Annotated in this window: 13 protein-coding genes; 11 read left to right on the top strand and 2 right to left on the bottom strand. The window is 68.2% G+C overall.

The features are described from left to right. Window positions 1-177 precede the first annotated feature (177 nt). Complete coding sequence (locus VFU06_09380) at window positions 178-1,773, bottom strand: phosphoenolpyruvate carboxykinase (protein ID HEU5209611.1); 1,596 nt, start codon at window positions 1,771-1,773, stop codon at window positions 178-180. A gap of 166 nt (window positions 1,774-1,939) precedes the next feature. Between VFU06_09380 and VFU06_09375 the strand changes: the two genes are divergently transcribed. The 11 genes from VFU06_09375 (at window position 1,940) to VFU06_09325 (ending at window position 15,868) form a co-directional block, all read left to right on the top strand. Beyond that, the gene (locus VFU06_09375; protein ID HEU5209610.1) at window positions 1,940-3,790 is read left to right on the top strand and encodes a BamA/TamA family outer membrane protein; all 1,851 of its coding nucleotides are present in this window, start codon (window positions 1,940-1,942) and stop codon (window positions 3,788-3,790) included. Between the two features lie 3 nt (window positions 3,791-3,793). Further along, window positions 3,794-5,218 (top strand): amidohydrolase family protein, encoded by a 1,425-nt coding sequence (locus VFU06_09370; protein ID HEU5209609.1) that lies wholly within the window; start codon window positions 3,794-3,796, stop codon window positions 5,216-5,218. Then, the gene (locus tag VFU06_09365; GenBank protein HEU5209608.1) at window positions 5,215-5,931 is read left to right on the top strand and encodes a methyltransferase domain-containing protein; all 717 of its coding nucleotides are present in this window, start codon (window positions 5,215-5,217) and stop codon (window positions 5,929-5,931) included. Before VFU06_09370 ends, VFU06_09365 begins: the two co-directional genes overlap by 4 nt. An 80-nt stretch (window positions 5,932-6,011) precedes the next feature. Next, entirely contained in the window at window positions 6,012-7,301 is a 1,290-nt protein-coding gene (locus VFU06_09360) for an FAD-dependent monooxygenase (GenBank protein HEU5209607.1), read from the top strand. Continuing rightward, window positions 7,298-7,783, top strand: a complete 486-nt coding sequence (locus VFU06_09355; protein HEU5209606.1) for an SRPBCC family protein — start codon at window positions 7,298-7,300, stop codon at window positions 7,781-7,783. The genes VFU06_09360 and VFU06_09355 overlap by 4 nt, the downstream gene beginning before the upstream one ends. Next, on the top strand, window positions 7,776-9,059 hold the full coding sequence (locus VFU06_09350) for a beta-ketoacyl-[acyl-carrier-protein] synthase family protein (GenBank protein ID HEU5209605.1): 1,284 nt from the start codon (window positions 7,776-7,778) through the stop codon (window positions 9,057-9,059). Before VFU06_09355 ends, VFU06_09350 begins: the two co-directional genes overlap by 8 nt. Before the next feature lie 335 nt (window positions 9,060-9,394). Beyond that, the gene (locus VFU06_09345) at window positions 9,395-10,720 is read left to right on the top strand and encodes an outer membrane beta-barrel protein (protein ID HEU5209604.1); all 1,326 of its coding nucleotides are present in this window, start codon (window positions 9,395-9,397) and stop codon (window positions 10,718-10,720) included. A gap of 142 nt (window positions 10,721-10,862) precedes the next feature. Then, window positions 10,863-11,882, top strand: a complete 1,020-nt coding sequence (locus VFU06_09340) for a DUF4126 domain-containing protein (GenBank protein ID HEU5209603.1) — start codon at window positions 10,863-10,865, stop codon at window positions 11,880-11,882. After that, window positions 11,843-12,199, top strand: a complete 357-nt coding sequence (locus VFU06_09335) for a carboxymuconolactone decarboxylase family protein (GenBank protein HEU5209602.1) — start codon at window positions 11,843-11,845, stop codon at window positions 12,197-12,199. Before VFU06_09340 ends, VFU06_09335 begins: the two co-directional genes overlap by 40 nt. Window positions 12,200-12,636: 437 nt before the next feature. Continuing rightward, window positions 12,637-13,497, top strand: a complete 861-nt coding sequence (locus tag VFU06_09330) for an RNA polymerase sigma factor RpoD/SigA (protein HEU5209601.1) — start codon at window positions 12,637-12,639, stop codon at window positions 13,495-13,497. A 259-nt stretch (window positions 13,498-13,756) separates the two neighbouring features. After that, the gene (locus VFU06_09325) at window positions 13,757-15,868 is read left to right on the top strand and encodes a hypothetical protein (protein HEU5209600.1); all 2,112 of its coding nucleotides are present in this window, start codon (window positions 13,757-13,759) and stop codon (window positions 15,866-15,868) included. A gap of 354 nt (window positions 15,869-16,222) precedes the next feature. Here VFU06_09325 and ssb read toward each other — a convergent pair whose 3' ends face one another. Further along, window positions 16,223-16,615, bottom strand: a complete 393-nt coding sequence (gene ssb, locus VFU06_09320) for a single-stranded DNA-binding protein (protein ID HEU5209599.1) — start codon at window positions 16,613-16,615, stop codon at window positions 16,223-16,225. Between the last annotated feature and the right edge of the window lie 180 nt (window positions 16,616-16,795).

Below are 16,795 nucleotides of genomic sequence, written 5' to 3'. Positions count from 1 at the left end.
GGTGCGAGACGCGCGCTTTGCGCGCTTGGGTGGTGGACACTTCGGGAATGACGGCGGGTGGGGGGCGGTGGGGTTTTATCCACTCTTGCTCAGTGCCCTCGGCGCTCTCTGTGGTGAAATAAAGAACGGGCGGCGCCACTGAAGGCAGCCGCCCGTTCGAGTATCGAGGCGCCCGGCTCAGCCCGTTACCGGGCCGGCCTTGCGCACTTCCTCGCTCACCGAGTCCTCGTACTTCCTGAAGTTCTCGCGGAACATGTTCGCTAGCTTTGCGGCCTGGGCGTCGTAGGCGTCCTTGTCCTTCCAGGTGTTGCGCGGCTGGAGGACGGCGTCGGGCACGCCGCGGATGTGCTTCGGAACGTGCAGGCCGAAGACGGGATCCACGACGGTCTCCACGTCATCGAGCAGGCCGCGCAGGGCGGCGTGCACCATGGCGCGGGTGTGGTGGAGCGACATGCGGGTGCCGCTGCCGTAGGCGCCGCCGGTCCAGCCGGTGTTGACGAGCCAGCACTGCGCGCCGTGCTGCGCGAGCTTCTGGCCGAGCATCTCCGCATAGACGGACGGCGGGAGCGGCAGGAACGGTGCGCCGAAGCAGGTGCTGAACGCGGCCTTGGGCTCGGTGATGCCGCGCTCGGTGCCGGCGACCTTTGCGGTGTAGCCGGACAGGAAATGGTACATCGCCTGTTCGTGCGTGAGCTTGGAGATCGGCGGCAGCACGCCGAACGCGTCGGCGGTCAGCAAGATCACGTTCTTCGGGTGCCCCCCCACGCTGGGGCGTGCGGCGCCGGGGATGAACGATATCGGGTACGACGAGCGCGTGTTCTCGGTATTGGAATCGTCGTCGAAGTCGGGGACGCGCGTCTGCGGGTCCATGACCACGTTCTCGAGCACCGCGCCGAAGCGGCGGCTGGCCGCGTAGATGAGCGGCTCGCCCTCGGCGGAGAGGCGGATGACCTTGGCGTAGTTGCCGCCCTCGAAGTTGAACACGCCGTTCTCGGACCAGCCGTGCTCGTCGTCGCCGATCAGGGAGCGCTCGGGATCGGCCGATAGCGTCGTCTTGCCGGTGCCGGACAGGCCGAAGAAGAGCGCGACGTCGTCACTGGGCCCGATGTTCGCCGAGCAGTGCATCGGCAGCACGCCCTGCAGCGGGAGCAGGTAGTTCAGGACGGAGAAGATCGACTTCTTCATCTCGCCCGCGTAGCGGGTGCCGCCGATCATGACGGTACGGTCCTGGAAGCTCAGCATGATGAAGGTGCTGGAGCGGGTGCCGTGCCGGTCCGGGTCGGCCTGGAACTCGGGGGCGTGCAGGATGGTGAAGCCCGGCTCGAACCCGAGGCGCGCCTCGTCGTCCGGGACGATGAACATGTTGTTGACGAACGCGGTGTGCCAGGCGCTGGGGCTGATCGAGCGCACGTTGAGGCGGTACTCCGGATCGGCGCCCGCCCACAGGTCGTTGACGAACAGCTCCCGCGACGACAGGTACTGTTCGACGTCGCGGCGGAGCAGCTCGTACTTCTCGCGCTCGATCGGGACGTTCACGCTGCCCCAGCCGATGCGCTCCTCGCTCTCAGGCTCGCGGACGATGAACTTGTCGTCGGGGGAGCGGCCGGTATGTGGTGTCGTGATGCCAACGAAGGCGCCTTCAGAGGTGAGCTGCCCTTCGCCGCGCCGGACCGCTTCCTCGATGAGTGCAGCGGCCGCGAGGTTCCAGTAGACCGGCTGGCTGGGCTGAAGCCCGTGAGCCGACAGTTCGCGCGCTGCCAAAGATGTTGCCACGTCTGCCTCTGGGTCGGATTTCCAATGCTATAGCGGATCGCCCGCGCGTGGGCGCGCGGGAGACAAGGAGGTTACGCCCGCCCTCCCGGAGGGTCAAGCCAGCGGCGCATTTGTGGATCATACCTTGCGCAGGGCGATACGCGTGCTGCCGCGACGAGCGGAATACATGTTTCGTGGCTCCACGACGCCGCCAGCGGTGGATGCGGCGGCCGGCTTCTGGCCGGGACAGGCTTCGACACCTAAGCTGACGCGAGTGAAGGCGAGTCCTGCGATCCTGCTCCTCCTGTGCGCCGCCCCCGTCGCGGCGCAGACGGCACCGGCGCCGTGCGCGACCGGGCCGATCTCGCACATCTTCATCGACAACCACTCCGTCTTCGACACGTCGGATCCGGACCTGAGTCCGCGCTTTGGCTGGGCGTACCGCACGGCCAACGCGCTGCATGTCCGGACCCGCGAGCACACGATCCTGCGGGAGTTGCTGTTCGAGCCGGGCGACTGCTACGACCCGTTCATGATCAGCGAGACGGAGCGGCTGCTTCGCTCCTACCGGTTCCTCTCACGCGTCGATGTTTTCGGCGTGCCGCAGGGGGACGGCAGCTGGCACGTGGTGGTCGACACCCAGGACGAGTGGAGCACCCGTCCCGACGTGCGCTTCTCGTCGGACGACGGCTTCACCTTCGAGGGCGTGCGCCTGGAGGAGGTGAACCTGCTCGGGCGCGGCCAGACGCTCGGGGTGCATTACTTCGAGCGTGACGCGACCCGCGAGTACGGCCTGCGCTACTTCTCGCCGCAGCTCTTCGGCACTCGCTGGGACCTCACCACCGAGATCGCGGAATCCCGCGCCGGCACGCGCGCGCACGTCGAGATCGCGTATCCCTTCGTGGCGGAGGTCAGCCGGTGGGCGGGCCGGCAGAGCTTCCTGCGCGACGACCGCAACTTCGATTACATGCTCCCGCGCGCCGATGGCGGCAGCGACCACGTGCTGCAGCCCATGCGCGAAACGTTCTACGACCTGGCAATCGTGCGACGCATCGGGCGGAGCGGTGCGATGACCCTGCTGGGTGGCGGCATCAGCTTTCAGAAGGTCTCGTACGCGGGCCCGGCGCTGTTCGTGCCGAACGGCGATTACGAGCGTCGCTCGCAGCTGGCCGACAGCCTGGACGCGGAGCTGCAGCCGCACCGGAGCGAGATCAACAGCATCCGCCTGACCGCCATGATCGGCCAGCGCAACATCTGGTACGTGCAGCGTCGCGGGCTGGACAGCATGCGCGGCGAGGAGGACGTGCGACTGGGTGCGGAAGCGACATTCGCGCTCGGCCGTTCGATGCCGCAGTTCGAGACCGACGACGACCTCGCGGCCACGATCACGCTGTACACCGGCATCGAGGTCGGTGACGCGATCGTCGTGCTGCGCGCGCGCGGCGACGGCCGGCGCGACCTGCGTGCGGACGTCAGCACGACGGAGTGGAAGGACATCTACGGCGAGGCGGAGCTGCTGACGTACCTGCAGACGAGGCAGCTCCGGCGGCACACGTTCTTCCTGCGCGCCGCGGCGGGCGGCGGCTGGAACACCGTGACGCCGTTTCAGTTGACGCTCGGTGGCGAGCGCGGGCTGCGCGGCTACCGGCGCGAGGCGTTCCCGGGCGGCCGGCGGCTGGTCGCGACCGCAGAGGACCGCATCTACTTCGGCTGGCCCTTCCGCGACCTCGCCGACGTCGGCGGCACGCTGTTCGTCGACGCCGGGCGGGTCTGGCGCGGTGATGCACCATTCGGCAATGACAGTGAGTGGCAGGCGTCTGCAGGGTTCGGGCTGCGTGTTTCATTCCCTGCGGGCGGCCGCTCCATCGGCCGGCTGGACTTTGCGTGGCCGCTCGAAAAGGGGGTCGGCCTGGGCGACTTCCGGATCATGCTCTCGCTCGACGAGATCATCGGCCTGTCGGCAAACGCGCGCGACGCTCAGCTCCTGCGCTCGCGGCGTGAAACGGTGGCCGGCGAGCTCTTCACTCCACGCTTCTGAGTCATGCGACGCGCCCGTTACCGTGCACAGTGGGTCCTGCCCGTCTCCGCACCGCCGGTCCGCGACGGTGCGCTGCTGATCGACGAGGACGGCCGCATCGCTGCGGTCGGCCCCGACGCGGCGGTGCCGCGGCCCGAGGATGTGGATGAGGTCGATCTCGGCAGTGCGGCGTTGCTGCCCGGCTTCGTCAACGTGCACGCACACCCGGAGCTGGCCGCGCTGCGCAACCTGCTCGAGGACCTGCCGTTCGTGCAGTGGATCAGCACGCTCCGCCGCGTCAAGCTGCGTGCGCCACTCGATGAGGCGGATCTGTACACCGCGGCGCTGTGGCAGCTCGCGGAAGCGTACGCGGCCGGTATTACGACCATCGCGGCAACGGAGGATTCGGCGGCATCGTTCGATGCGCTGCTGGAGAGTGGCGGACGCGGCGTCGTCTACCGCGAGGTGTTCGGTCCTGCGCCGGAGCAGTGTGCGGACGCGATGCGCGAGCTGAGCGCGCGCGTGGAGAGCATGCGTGTCCGCGAGAGTGACCTGGTGCGTGTGGGCATCAGCCCGCACGCGCCGTACACGGTCTCCGATGAGCTGTTCGGCGCGACCGCGCGGTATGCAGCCGCGGAAGGACTTCCGGTTGCGGTGCACATCGCGGAGTCACAGGAGGAAACAGACCTGGTCGAGCGTGGCGGCGGCGGGTTTGCCGAAGGGTTGCAGCGCCGTGGAATCGCGACACCCGTCCGCGCGCGCTCACCGATTGACCTCCTCGCCCGCACGGGCGTCCTCGAGCGCAGGCCGCTGCTCATCCATGCAGTGCGGATCGATACGGAGGATATCAGGGCCATCGTAGACGCCGGCGCCAGCGTTGCGCACTGCCCCACCGCCAATGCGCGGCTCGGCCATGGCATCGCGCCCGTTGCACACCTGCTTGCCGCCGGCGCGACCGTCGCGCTCGGCACCGATTCGGTCGCGAGCAACAACCGCCTCGACCTGCTGGAAGAGGCCCGCACCGCGCAGCTCATGCAGCGCGCGGCCGGCCACTCACACGACGCACTGGATCCCGCAACGCTGCTGCGCATGGCAACGCTCGACGGCGCCCGCGCCCTCGGTATCGAAGCGGAATGCGGCTCACTCGAGCGCGGCAAGAGCGCCGATTTCGCGGCAGTCTCACTGGCCGGTGTCCACACGCGCCCGGTGCACGACATCCAGGCTGCGCTGGTGCTGGCAGCACGCAGCAGTGACGTCGTGCTCACCGTCGTGCGGGGCCGGGTGTTGTACCACTCGTGCCCGGCCGGGCTGTCGCAGCCGGGTGCGAACAACGGCACGACCGGCGTACTGGGCAACCGGGCCGCGCATACGACCATCGACGTGCCCGCATTGCGCAGCAGGATGGATGCGATCGCCGAGCGCGTCGCGGCAGCGCGCGCCGCGTCATGAAGCAGCGGCTGGCGGGCGCAGCCGAGCGCCTCGATGAACACGGCCACGACGAGGCCGTGCTCCGGCAAAGCCTCGAACAGGTCGCGGACGTGAACCGCTACCTGGGCGGCACACGGGCCGCGATCCGCGCGGTCGACCAGCTGCTCCCCGACAGTGGACCCGGCGCAGTGCTCGATGTCGGGTGCGGCGCCGGCGACATCGATGCCGCGCTCGTGGCGCACATGCGCAACCGCGCTCGTGACGTACGGCTCACGGCTGTCGATGTACACCCGCAGATCATGACGCTGGCCAGGGACCGGCTCCGCGCCGCGCCGGGTGTGACGCTGGTCCGGGCCGACGCAGCCGCCCTGCCGTTCGAGGACGGTTCCTTCGACGTGGCGATCATGTCGCTCACGCTCCACCACTTCGAGCAGGACCTCCCCGTGCGTGTGCTGCGGGAGCTGGGCCGCGTCGCGCGGGCGGTCGTGATCAATGACCTGGAGCGCAACTGGCAGAACTATGCGGGGGCGCGCGTGCTCGCGCGCACGCTCTGGGCGCGCAACCGCCTCACCCGGCACGACGGTCCGCTGTCGGTGCAGCGGGCGTTCACCGCGGCGGAGCTCGCGTCCCTGGCGCGCAGCGCGGGGCTGCAGGACGTGCGCGTGCGACGTCGCTTCTTCTACCGGCTGGTCCTCACCGCCCGTTCGCAGGCCTCCGCAGAACCGACCGCGTAGCGCACTGCAGCAGCGCGCCGCGGCGTCTACGGCCCTCCGCTTGCATCGCCGCAGGCCGTATCGGAACGGCGCTACCGGGCATGCACATCGAATCTCGCGAAGTCGTCATTGTCGGCGGTGGGCCCGCCGGTGCCGTCGCCGGCATGCTGCTCGCGCGCTCAGGTCACGATGTGCTGCTGCTCGAGCGCAGGAGCCTTCCGCGGCGAAAAGCCTGTGGTGACTGCATCAGCGCCGGCACCACGCAGCTGTTCGAGCGACTCGGGCTTCTCCCCGCGATCGATGCTCTCCGGCCCGCCCGCCTGCGCGGCTGGCGCATCATCGCACCCGACGGCTCGTCGTTCACTGCGACGTTTGACGAACTATCAGGAGGTGCGCGCCACCGCGGCTACGCCCTCGCGGTACCACGCGACCGGCTGGACACGGCGCTGCTGAACGCCGCGGCGGGAGCGGGCGTCGAGATCCGTGCGGGAGCTCGCGTCGCGGACGTCGCATGCGACGGGAGCGGGACGACGGTCCGATTGCAGCCGGATACGGGTCCGGTGCACGCACGGCTGGTTATCGGTGCCGATGGGCTTCGCTCGGTCGTTGCGCGTGCGACCGGCTCGGTGCAGCGATCCCCGCGGCTGAGAAAGCTGTCGCTCAGCACCCATGCTTTCCCGCCCCGCTGCACGGACGGCCTGGGTGAGATGCACCTGGCGCGTGGCGCATGCATGGGCATCGCTCCGGTCACTGCCGAAGGCGACGCATGCAACGTCACGCTCGTCGTGAAGAGCGCGGACGCGGACGTCGTGCATCGGGGCGCACGCCGCGGTGCCGTGAACGGAGCGCGCGGGGTGCCCCGGTCCCTGCGCCTCGACACCTTCGTCAACGACTGGCGCCAGCGGTTTCCGCTGCTCAGCAGCGTCGCGCCGATTCACCCGCTGGAGGGCGAGGACTGGATGGCATCCGGCCCGTTCGACATGCCCGTCCGTTACGTCGTGCACGACGGCATCGCGCTGGTCGGTGACGCGGCGGGCTATTTCGACCCGTTCACCGGCCAGGGCATTCACCAGGCCGTTGCGGGCGCGGAGCTGCTTGCGGGAATTGCCACTGCAGCCTTGCGGCAGACGGGGCCCGTACGGCGCGAACGGCTCGCCGCCTGGTCCGCCGGGCATGCAGAGCTCACGCAGGGCATGCGCCGGCTGCAACGCATGATCGATGCGGTGCTCGCGCAGCCGGCGCTCGCGAATGCGGCGATCCGTGCACTGGCTCGCAGCGCCGTCGCACGCAATGCGCTGCTCGGCGTCACCGGCGACCTGCGTGCTCCCGCCTCGCTGCTGCACCCGCGTCTGGCGATATCCACACTCCACTCACTGCTGAGGGCATCGTGACGATCCTGGACGAACGCCGGATGGACGCGCCATGTGAAGTCTGCTTCCGGGTGGCCGCGGACGTGGAGCGCTGGCCGGAGATCCTGCCGCATTACCGCTGGGTGCGCTTCCAGGAACGACGCGCTTTCGGCACCGGCCGCGTCGAGATGGCCGCGTGGCGCGATTTCGGCGGGCCACTGAGGTACCCGACCTGGTGGCTCTCCGAAATGCGCGTCGATCCTGCCGAGCCGGCGGTCTACTACCGCCACGTCGATGGCATTACCCGCGGCATGGACGTGAAGTGGATGTTCGTCCAGCGGCCGGATGGCTCGACGGACGTGAGGATCACCCATGCCTGGAACGGTCCGGACTGGCCGCTGATCGGGCCCCTCGCGTGGCAGCTCGTCATCTCCCGCCACTTCGTCAGCGCCATTGCGCAGCGGACCCTCGCCGGCGTCGCCGTCGAGGCTTCACGGACTCACAGGGAGGTCCGTCGTGCCTGATACGCGACGCAACGGGAACGGCGTGATGCACCGCGTTGCCGTCACGGGCATCGGCCCGATCACGGCCGTGGGTACCGGCATCGATCGCTTCTGGGAGGGACTCCGCCGCGAGCGCTCGCCGATCCGCTCCATCACGCGGTTCGACGCGCAGCCCTGGCGTACGCGCATTGCCGCCGAGGTCGACGACTTCGAGCCGACGGACTTCATCGAGCCGCGTGCCGCGAAGCGCATGGACCGTTTCGGGCACTTCGCAGTCGCCAGTGCGCGGCTCGCCCTGGCGGACGCGGGAATCCGCCCCGAAGAGCTCGATCCGGATCGCACGGCAGTTCAGATGGGCACGGCGCTCGGCGGGATGGGCTACGCCGAGACGCAGGCAAACGCGTTCTACGGCGGCATCGCGACCGCGCGCAGCATCGACCCGCGCGTCGCGCTCACCACGTTTGCGGGCGCAGCGAGCTGTTCGGTCGCGATCGACCTGGGCGTGACGGGGCCGAACGCGACCAATGCGATGTCGTGTGCTTCCGGGACGATCGCCATCGGCGAGGCGTGGCGACTGATCCGGGACGGCAGTGCGGATGCGGCGCTCGCTGGAGGCGTCGAGGCACCACTCGCACCGATGTGCTTCGGCGCATTCGCGGTCATCCGCGCGATGAGCACGCGCAACGACGACCCGGAGCATGCCTGCCGCCCGTTCGACCAGGGGCGCGACGGCTTCATCATGGGCGAGGGCGCATGCACGCTGTACCTCGAGCGCTACGACCACGCGGTCGCACGGGGTGCACGCATCTATGCGGAGATCGTCGGCTACGGCTGCACCAACGACGCGTACCACATGACCGCGCCGCGCCCCGACGCCGCGCAGGCGGTCCGGGCCATGCGCATCGCCCTCGCCGCGGCCGGCATCACACCCGAGGAGATCGACCTGATCAGCCCGCACGGGTCTTCCACGCCCCTCAACGACTCCACTGAGAGCAGTGCGATCAAGCAGCTGTTCGGCGAACGCGCCTATGCCCTCCCGATAAGCGGGACCAAGCCGTACCACGCCCACGCACTCGGCGCGTCCGGTGCGATCGAGGCCGGCGTGTGCTGCCTCGCGTTCGCCCGCGGCTGGACACCACCCACGCTCAACTTCGAGCGGGGCGACCCCGCGTGCGATCTCGACTACGTGGCCAGCGGCGGGCGCAGCTGCACCCCGCGCCATGCGCTGTCCAACTCGTTCGGCTTCGGCGGGATCAACGCCGCCCTCGTGCTCCGCCGCTCCGGGCTGCGCGACTGACAGAGCACCGCCGCTTCGGCATGGTGGAAACTGCCGTCCGATACGTCATACGTCCGGAGAACGGCGCCAGGCGTGCGCACGATCCAGCCGGGCCGCAGCCACATCTGCAGAAAAGCGACGGACTATGCCTCGTTATGACCGGGATAGGCATGTTAATCGCACCGGCATGTTCGCCTCTGGTGTTGTCAGCCCCATCCACACCGGAGGGAGATGCGGGTTGGCAAGCTTTCTGCAAGGAGGCGGGCCGGCCCCGTGAGGAAGGGAGTGGCGGGCCGGACGCGACGGTCGAGACCGTCGAGAGTGTCCGCAAGTCTGACCCAAGTGAGGAGGATGGTATGAAAGTGTTGGTGAGGGTAGCAGCGGCAGCGGCGTTGATGGTGCCGCTCTTCGTTGCGTCGCCCGCGTCCGCGCAGCATTACCGGGTCGATTTCGGCCTGAATGGCGGCTATTCGTGGTATAGCGCGCTGCTGGGCGATGACGAACTGGGGGGCGAGGATGCGGATGTGCGCTTCAACGCGAACTGGCTGCTGGGCAGCCAGCTCACCTTCTGGTTCACCCCGCGCATCGGTCTCCGTGCGAACATGACGTACACGGACACCGATCTGCAGAGCGACGATGTGACGTTCCATGAGCACGTGAACCTCTGGTCGGGAACGGGCGACCTGATGTTCCGCTTCCGTGAGCCGAACGAGGAGTGGCTGGGCTCGGAGTTCCTGCCCTACGTCGCGCTCGGTCTCGGTGCGAAGTGGATCAACCCGGCAGGTGACTGGGCAACGTGCGGTGGTGGCGAGGATGATGACTCCTCCTGCCATCCGTTCTACCCGACGGGCGCTGGCGGTTTCGCGCTCGAAGAGGCGACGTCGTTCGCGGGCCTGGTCGGGCTCGGCGCCGACTGGCGCGTGTCGCCGAACTTCGCGGTTCGTCTCGAGGTGAACGACCGGATCTACAAGCCCGAGGTCTATGAGATCACGGGTGCGGGCCCGGCCTTCACGCGCAGTGATGAGAACGTTGCGAGCACGGTTCACGAGATCGCTGGCCAGATCGGCCTGCACATCCTGGCCGGCCTGCAGGAGCCGCCGGTCGTAGCGGTTGCGCCTGCGCCGCCGCCGCCGCCGCCGCCGGCACCGGAGCCGCCGCCGGCACCGCGTGAGGAGTCGATCTCGGTCTGCGTCGTGGATCCGACGGCACCGAACGGCCTGCGCATGCAGGAGGCAGTCTACCTGGTGGACGAGGGCGACACGGTCGTGGTCGTGAATGGCAACCGTCAGCCGCTGTCCACGTCGGTCGGCACGGTCGTGACCGCCAGCAACCAGCCGTGGTACGTGAGCGGCGCGCCGCTGGTCGTCGATGTCGGTGCGACGAACTACGAGTACCTGACGTACCAGGGCGCAGTCCGGATCGAGTCGGATCGCCTGACGTACCTCGGCACGGTGAATGGCCTGCCGGTGTACGCGGATCGTGACCAGGTCGCAGACGTTGCGAGCCAGCTGGCAGATGTCCGCCAGGCCCGCGCGAGCGGCGACCTCGAGGACATTCTCGACGAGGAAGACGACCTGCGCGAGGCAGTCGATGCGCTCCAGGTCGTGTACGTCCCGCTCCAGCCGACCGGCTGCGTGTTCCAGCCGCTGCAGCGGCAGCAGCAGGTCCGCAAGGGCAAGTAAGCTTCAGGCGGAGCGGGTGTAACCCGAGGAGATCGGGGCGCCCCCCGCAGGGAGCAGCCACAACGGGAGCCCGGCCACATGGCCGGGCTCTTCGTTTTCTTCCTTGCCCCTGCACACGCTGGCCGGATACGTTGTCGCGCCCATGCCGACACTCGCATTTCTCGTCGTCCCCCTCGGACAGCTCGTCGCGACCGCGCTCGCCTGCGGCATCAACCTGTATGCGACGGTGGGCACGCTCGCGCTCGCGTCCCGCTATGAGCTGTTCGGCTTTGCGCTGCCCGCCGAGCTGCGCGGCCTGGAAAACGGGCTCGTCATCGGCAGCGCCGCCGCGCTCTACATTCTCGAGTTCCTGCTCGACAAGGTGCCGTTCCTGGACAGTGCCTGGGACGCGATCCATACGATCGTGCGCCCGCTGGCGGCGGCCGCCCTCGTCGCCCTGGCACTTACGCCGCAGGGGCTGGAAATCCAGATCGCCGGGGCCGTGCTCGCGGGCGCACTCGCGTTTCTCGCGCATTCCACCAAGGCCGGCGTGCGCGTCATCGTCAACCGGCGGCCGCGCCGCGCGAAGAACATCGCGATCAGTGCGCTCGAGGACGTCCTCGCCGTCAGCATGGCGCTGGTCGCGCTGATCGTACCGACCGCGGCAATCATGATCGGCCTCGTGGTCGTGGCCGTGGTGCTGTTCGTCGGGCCGATCCTGTGGCGTGCCGGTGCACTCGGGATGCGGGCACTGGCCGCCCGCATCCGCGGGTTCTTCGGACTGCGGGGATGGCGCTCACGCGACGAGCTGCCACGCAGGCTACGGCCCCTGGTGGAACCGGAGGGGGTAGGCCGGCGCGCCCCGCTCACGGCCCGCGCAGGGCTGACCGGCATGGCCGGACTCGGCGCGTACCGCAACGGCTGGCTGGTCTTCGACGACGAGCGTCGCCTTTTCGTGTACCAGGGCTTCCTGCGTCCGCATCGGCTGGAGCTCAGCGAACCACGCACACTCCGGACAGAGCGTGGCGTCCTGGCGGACACCGTGGACGTCGAGGACGACCGCGCAAAATCGTACACCCTCTTCCTGCTCAAGGACGGACCCGGCCCCGATCGCATCGAGGCCGAGCTCCGCAACGACCGATCATGGATCTCGAGGAGTTCCGCAAGTTCCGCGAGCGCATGAACGACCGGATCCTCGAGGCCGAAAACCTCGAGATCCGCCGCTTCTTCGCCCTCGACGGCCGCGCCTACGAGGCGGGCGCGCTCGACACCCGCACCAAAGAGCTGCTCGGCCTCGTCGCGTCCATGGTGCTGCGCTGCGACGACTGCATCACCTACCATCTCGTGCGCTGCGCCGAGGAAGGGCTGAGCGACGAGGAGCTGTTCGAAGCATTCTCGGTAGGCCTGGTGGTCGGCGGTTCGATCGTGATCCCGCACCTGCGGCGGGCCGTGGATCGGCTGGACGAGATTCGCGGGCTGGAGAGGGGCGGATCGGAGTAAGTCTCGGGCGGGCGGCGGACAGGAGTAGGTCCCGGGCTGGCGCCTCGCGCAGCGGAACGCGCTTCGGCGGGCCTTCGGTCCGCTCGCCGAATACCGCCGCCAGACGCGGGCCAGGGACGTCGCGTTCCGGGACCTGCCGGCCCGGTCACAAGCTGATGGATCCTAACGAGTTGTAGCGTAATCAGCCGCGGTACAAACGGCTTTTTCGCAGCGCAGTGGTGCGCATCGGCAGAATGCAGGGGGTTACTTCCGCGATACCCTTCATATATATTCGGCGAGTTATGAACGGCGCGGCTTTGGGGAACGGATTGGTGCGGATGCTCGACAGAGAAGCGGAGACGCACCCGTTCCCCGGGTAAAGAGGCAGCGGCCCTCGTGAGCGAGGGGCGCTGCCTTTTCAATTATTCACCCTAGAGCTACCGGTCATGTCACGGCAAATGTTTGTCAGTTCGCGGGCTCTGGATTCGTTCGATCAGTACCTCTTCGACGTTGAGAAGTACCCGCTGATCGAGGAGGCGGCGGAGGAACGGGAGCTCGCGCGTCGTGCGCGGGCGGGGGACAAGGAAGCGGCGGAGCGGCTGGTCACGGCGAATCTTCGGTTCGTCATTTCCTACGTGAAGAAGTACCAGGGCCGTGGTCTCGGCCTGGCCGAGCTGGTTTGCATCGGCAATGAAGGGCTGCTCAAGGCGGTCAAGAAGTTCGATCCGGACAAGGGCGTCAAGTTCATCTCGTACGCGGTGTGGTGGATCCGCCAGACCGTGCTGCAGGCGCTGGCAGAGCAGACGCGCTCGGTACGCATCCCGCTCAACCAGAACTCGAACCTGGTCAAGCTGTCGCGCACGGAAACCGCGCTGACGCAGCTGCTCGGTCGCTCGCCGACCGACCAGGAGATCGCCGACGAGATGGGCGAGCCGATTGACACGGTGCGTGCGCTGCGTCGTGTTGCGGCGTCCGAGCTGTCACTCGACGCCCCGATCGATCGGGCAGATCGCGACAGCGCTTCCTTCGGTGAGCGTTTCGCCGGTGCGGAGGCCGAGGACATCGAGGAAACGGTCGAGTCGCAGGCACAGCGCGAGTTCCTGGACCGCATGTTCGAGAAGTACCTGACGGAGCGCGAGCGCAAGATCCTGTACCTGTACTACGGGCTGGATGACGGCGAGGAGCGCACGCTGGAGGAGATCGGCTCGCTGCTGGGTGTCACGCGTGAGCGGATCCGGCAGATCCGGAACCGCGCGTTCGAGAAGCTGCGGGAAAGCCCGGACGGTGAGGCGCTGTCGACGTTCTGGAGCGCGAACTGAGGAGCAGTTCCGGGAACAGATTTGATCATACGACGAAGGGCCCGGCAGGTTGCCGGGCCCTCGTTGTTTACGGGAGCGTCACATCGGGTCATTCTCCTGCGACCTCTGCGCTCTCAGTGGTGAAACGAATACATTGAACGCGTGAGGCACACGCCCGTGCGGTAGAGCGACCACGTGGACATGGCTTTGAACGCGAACGAGAGCTGAGGATTTGCGGCTTCGTCTGACAGTTGCAGCGACGAATTGTCTGCTGCTCACCATGGCCGGCGCGTCCAGTGCGCAGCAGCCGGATACGACGGGCCAGCCCGCCAGTGTCGTGGTGGACACGTCCGGCGCAGGCGCGTGGAACGACGCGCGAGCGCTGACACTGATCGGACAGGCCCGCGAGCGCAGGCAGGCGCCCCTCGCCGACAGCACGCTGCGCGATTACCGCGCGCGTGCCGAGGGCTTCGTCTACTTCTACATCGATCGGCGCGATACGGACGAGCGCACCCTCGTGAAGATCGACCAGGTCGCGCTCGACGTGTTCTGGGCGTACCCCGACTTCACGAAGCAGCGCATTGTCGGGTTGCGGGACGAGAGCCGGCTGCCGAACCGCATGTACTACCACCTGGACCACCTGACCGTGGTGCAGAACGGATTCGGCGACATCATCCGAATGGGCGATGGAGACGAAGTGCAGGACGTCCTGCACCCGGCGGCACGTGGCTCCGATCGCGTGTACGACTTCCGGCTCGCCGACTCGACGACGCTGATCCTGCCGGGCGCGCCCGAGCCGGTGCGCGTCTACGAGGTGCAGGTGCGACCGAAAAACCCGGGCGCATCCGGCTTCGTAGGCTCGGTGTTCATCGATCGCACGCGGGGCGACATCGTCCGTATGACGTTCACCTTCACGCCCGCCTCGTACGTCGACCGCCGGCTCGATTACATCAACATCTCGCTGGACAGTGGCCTGTGGGACGGCCGCTACTGGCTGCCGTACGAGCAGGCGGTCGAGCTGAGACGCCAGGTGCCGGAGCTGGATTTCATCGGCGGCGCCGTGATCCGCGGCCGCATGCGGATCACCGACTACGCGTTCAACCAGGAGCTTCCGCCCTCCACGTTCCGCGGCCCCGCGGTGAGCATCGTGACGCGCGAGGCGCTGGAGTCGTTCGAGTTCGAGCGCACGCTCTACGAGGACCTGGGTGAGGAGGGCCTGGCCCCACCGCCCGAGATGGAGGAGCTGCGGCAGGAGGCCGCACGGCTGCTCCGCACCCAGCGGCTGAGCGGGCTCCCGGCCTTTCGCTTCAATGTGCCGTCCGCTTCGTCCGTGCTGCGCTACAACCGACTGGAGGGCGCGTACGCCGGCGGTGGCGTCTCCTGGGTGCCCGCACCCGATATCCGGCTGGACGCGACGGCCGGGTACGCGTTCGGCGCTGAAGAGCCTGCCGGACGCATGCAGCTCGACTTCACCCCCGGAGCGGACTGGTCGCTCCGCGCGGCAGGCTACCGCCACGAGCTGCGCGATGCCGGCTGGCGTGTGGGCATGCCCGGAGCGATCAACACGATCAGTGCGCTGTTCGGCGCCAACGACTACTCCGACCCCTACTTCGCAAACGGCGGCGAGCTGCTGCTTCGTCGAAGGCTCAGCACCGCCTGGACCGCGCACGCGGGTGTGCGCGTCGAGCAGCACGACGGCGCAGCACGCTGGGACCAGCAACCGCTCGAGCCCGCGGACGTCAGCGGCGACGACTACTTTGCGCGTACACTGATCGCCATCGACCGCGGCACACGGACGGCGGGCACGCTGGAGCTTACCCGCACGTCCTCGCGGTTCGATCCTCTCGCCTGGGACGCGACGCTTGCCATCGAGCCAGGCAGCCTCGAGGGCGATCCTTACCTGCGTGCACTCGCTACCGCTGCCGTCCGCCGCCACTCCGACAACCTCGCAGCCGATGTGCGCATCAGCAGCGCCGTCGGGTTCGTGACCCGCGGTGCGCCCGCACAGCGCCATTTCCTTCTGGGCGGCCGGGAGACCCTGCCGGGTTACGAGTACCGCAGCTTCTCCGGCTCACGCATGGCGCTCCTGGACGCCGAGCTTGCCCGCGATCTGTGGCGCCCGTGGCTGCGACTCCGTGCAATCGCCGCCGCGGGCTGGACCGACGGCAGGACGATCGGACGGCTATACCCGATGCCCATCGCGTATGAGCCCGGGTTCAGCGAGTACCCGGTCGATCCCGTTCCCACGACAGGTGGCGTTCGCACGAGCGTGGGGCTCGGGGTTTCGGGCTTCTGGGACCAGCTCCGCCTCGACCTCGTGCGCGGGCTCAACCGCGGCGGCGAGTGGCAGCTCCTGTTCTCCGTCGCACCGGACTTCCGGGACATGCTGTAGCGGAGCGCTCGAATGCAGCGGGTGGGGCGCCGCCCGCGGGACCGCCGCACGCGCCGACACCCGCCGCTCGGATCCGGGGCCGCTTCCGCAGCCCTCCTCGGTGACCTCCTCCGCTGAACCGCGCCTTCCCTTCCTCCGCGGCAAACTCCGCTGGACTGCGACTTCTTCCTCAGCGGGAAGACTCCTCCGCTGGACTGCGCCTTCTTCCTCGGCGGGAAGACTCCTACGCTGGACTGCGCCTTCCTCTTCCTCCGCGGGCAGACTCCTCCGCTGGACTGCGACTTCCTCTTCCTCCGCGGGCAGACTCCTCCGCGGGCCTGGGCCTTCCTCTTCCTCCGCGGGCAGACTCCTCCGCTAGACTGCGACTTCCTCTTCCTCTTCCGTCGCCTCGACCGTATCGGGTGCCGTCGCCGCTCGCGGGCCGCCGAGCATGACCAGCTCGCGGACGTGCACCTCCGCTGTGGGAATCGTCACGCCGTTCTTCTCGAAGCTGTCGTATTCCATCCGTCCCTCGACGTACACGCGATCGCCCTTACGGATGTAGCCCTCCGCGATCTCCGCGAGCTTGTCCCACAGAGTGAGTCGGTGCCACTCCGTTCGCTCCTCGACGTTGCCGTTCTGCCGTGGAATACGACGACTCGTCGCAAGGGAGAAGTGCGCGACACGAATGCCGCCCGCCGTCGTCTGGACATCGGGATCCCTGCCGACATGTCCGACCAGGATGACCTTGTTAATCGATCGACTCATGAATGCCTCCGCTGGTGTGAGTTTGCTCGCGAGAGATACATGAGTTTTTCGCGCATCCGAATAGCTCGGTGGGTCTTTTTTGTCTACCACGGAGAGCACCGGGAGCACAGAGGCTGGTTCGGGGCGGAGATGGGAGTGACTTGCCGTGAAGGTGAACTCGATGCTGGCAGACGGAGATGA

Source organism: Longimicrobiales bacterium (assembly GCA_035764935.1).
Classification (GTDB): domain Bacteria; phylum Gemmatimonadota; class Gemmatimonadetes; order Longimicrobiales; family RSA9; genus DASTYK01.
The sequence above is the reverse complement of the archived record's forward strand: the minus strand, read 5'-3'. Positions and strand labels throughout refer to the sequence as shown.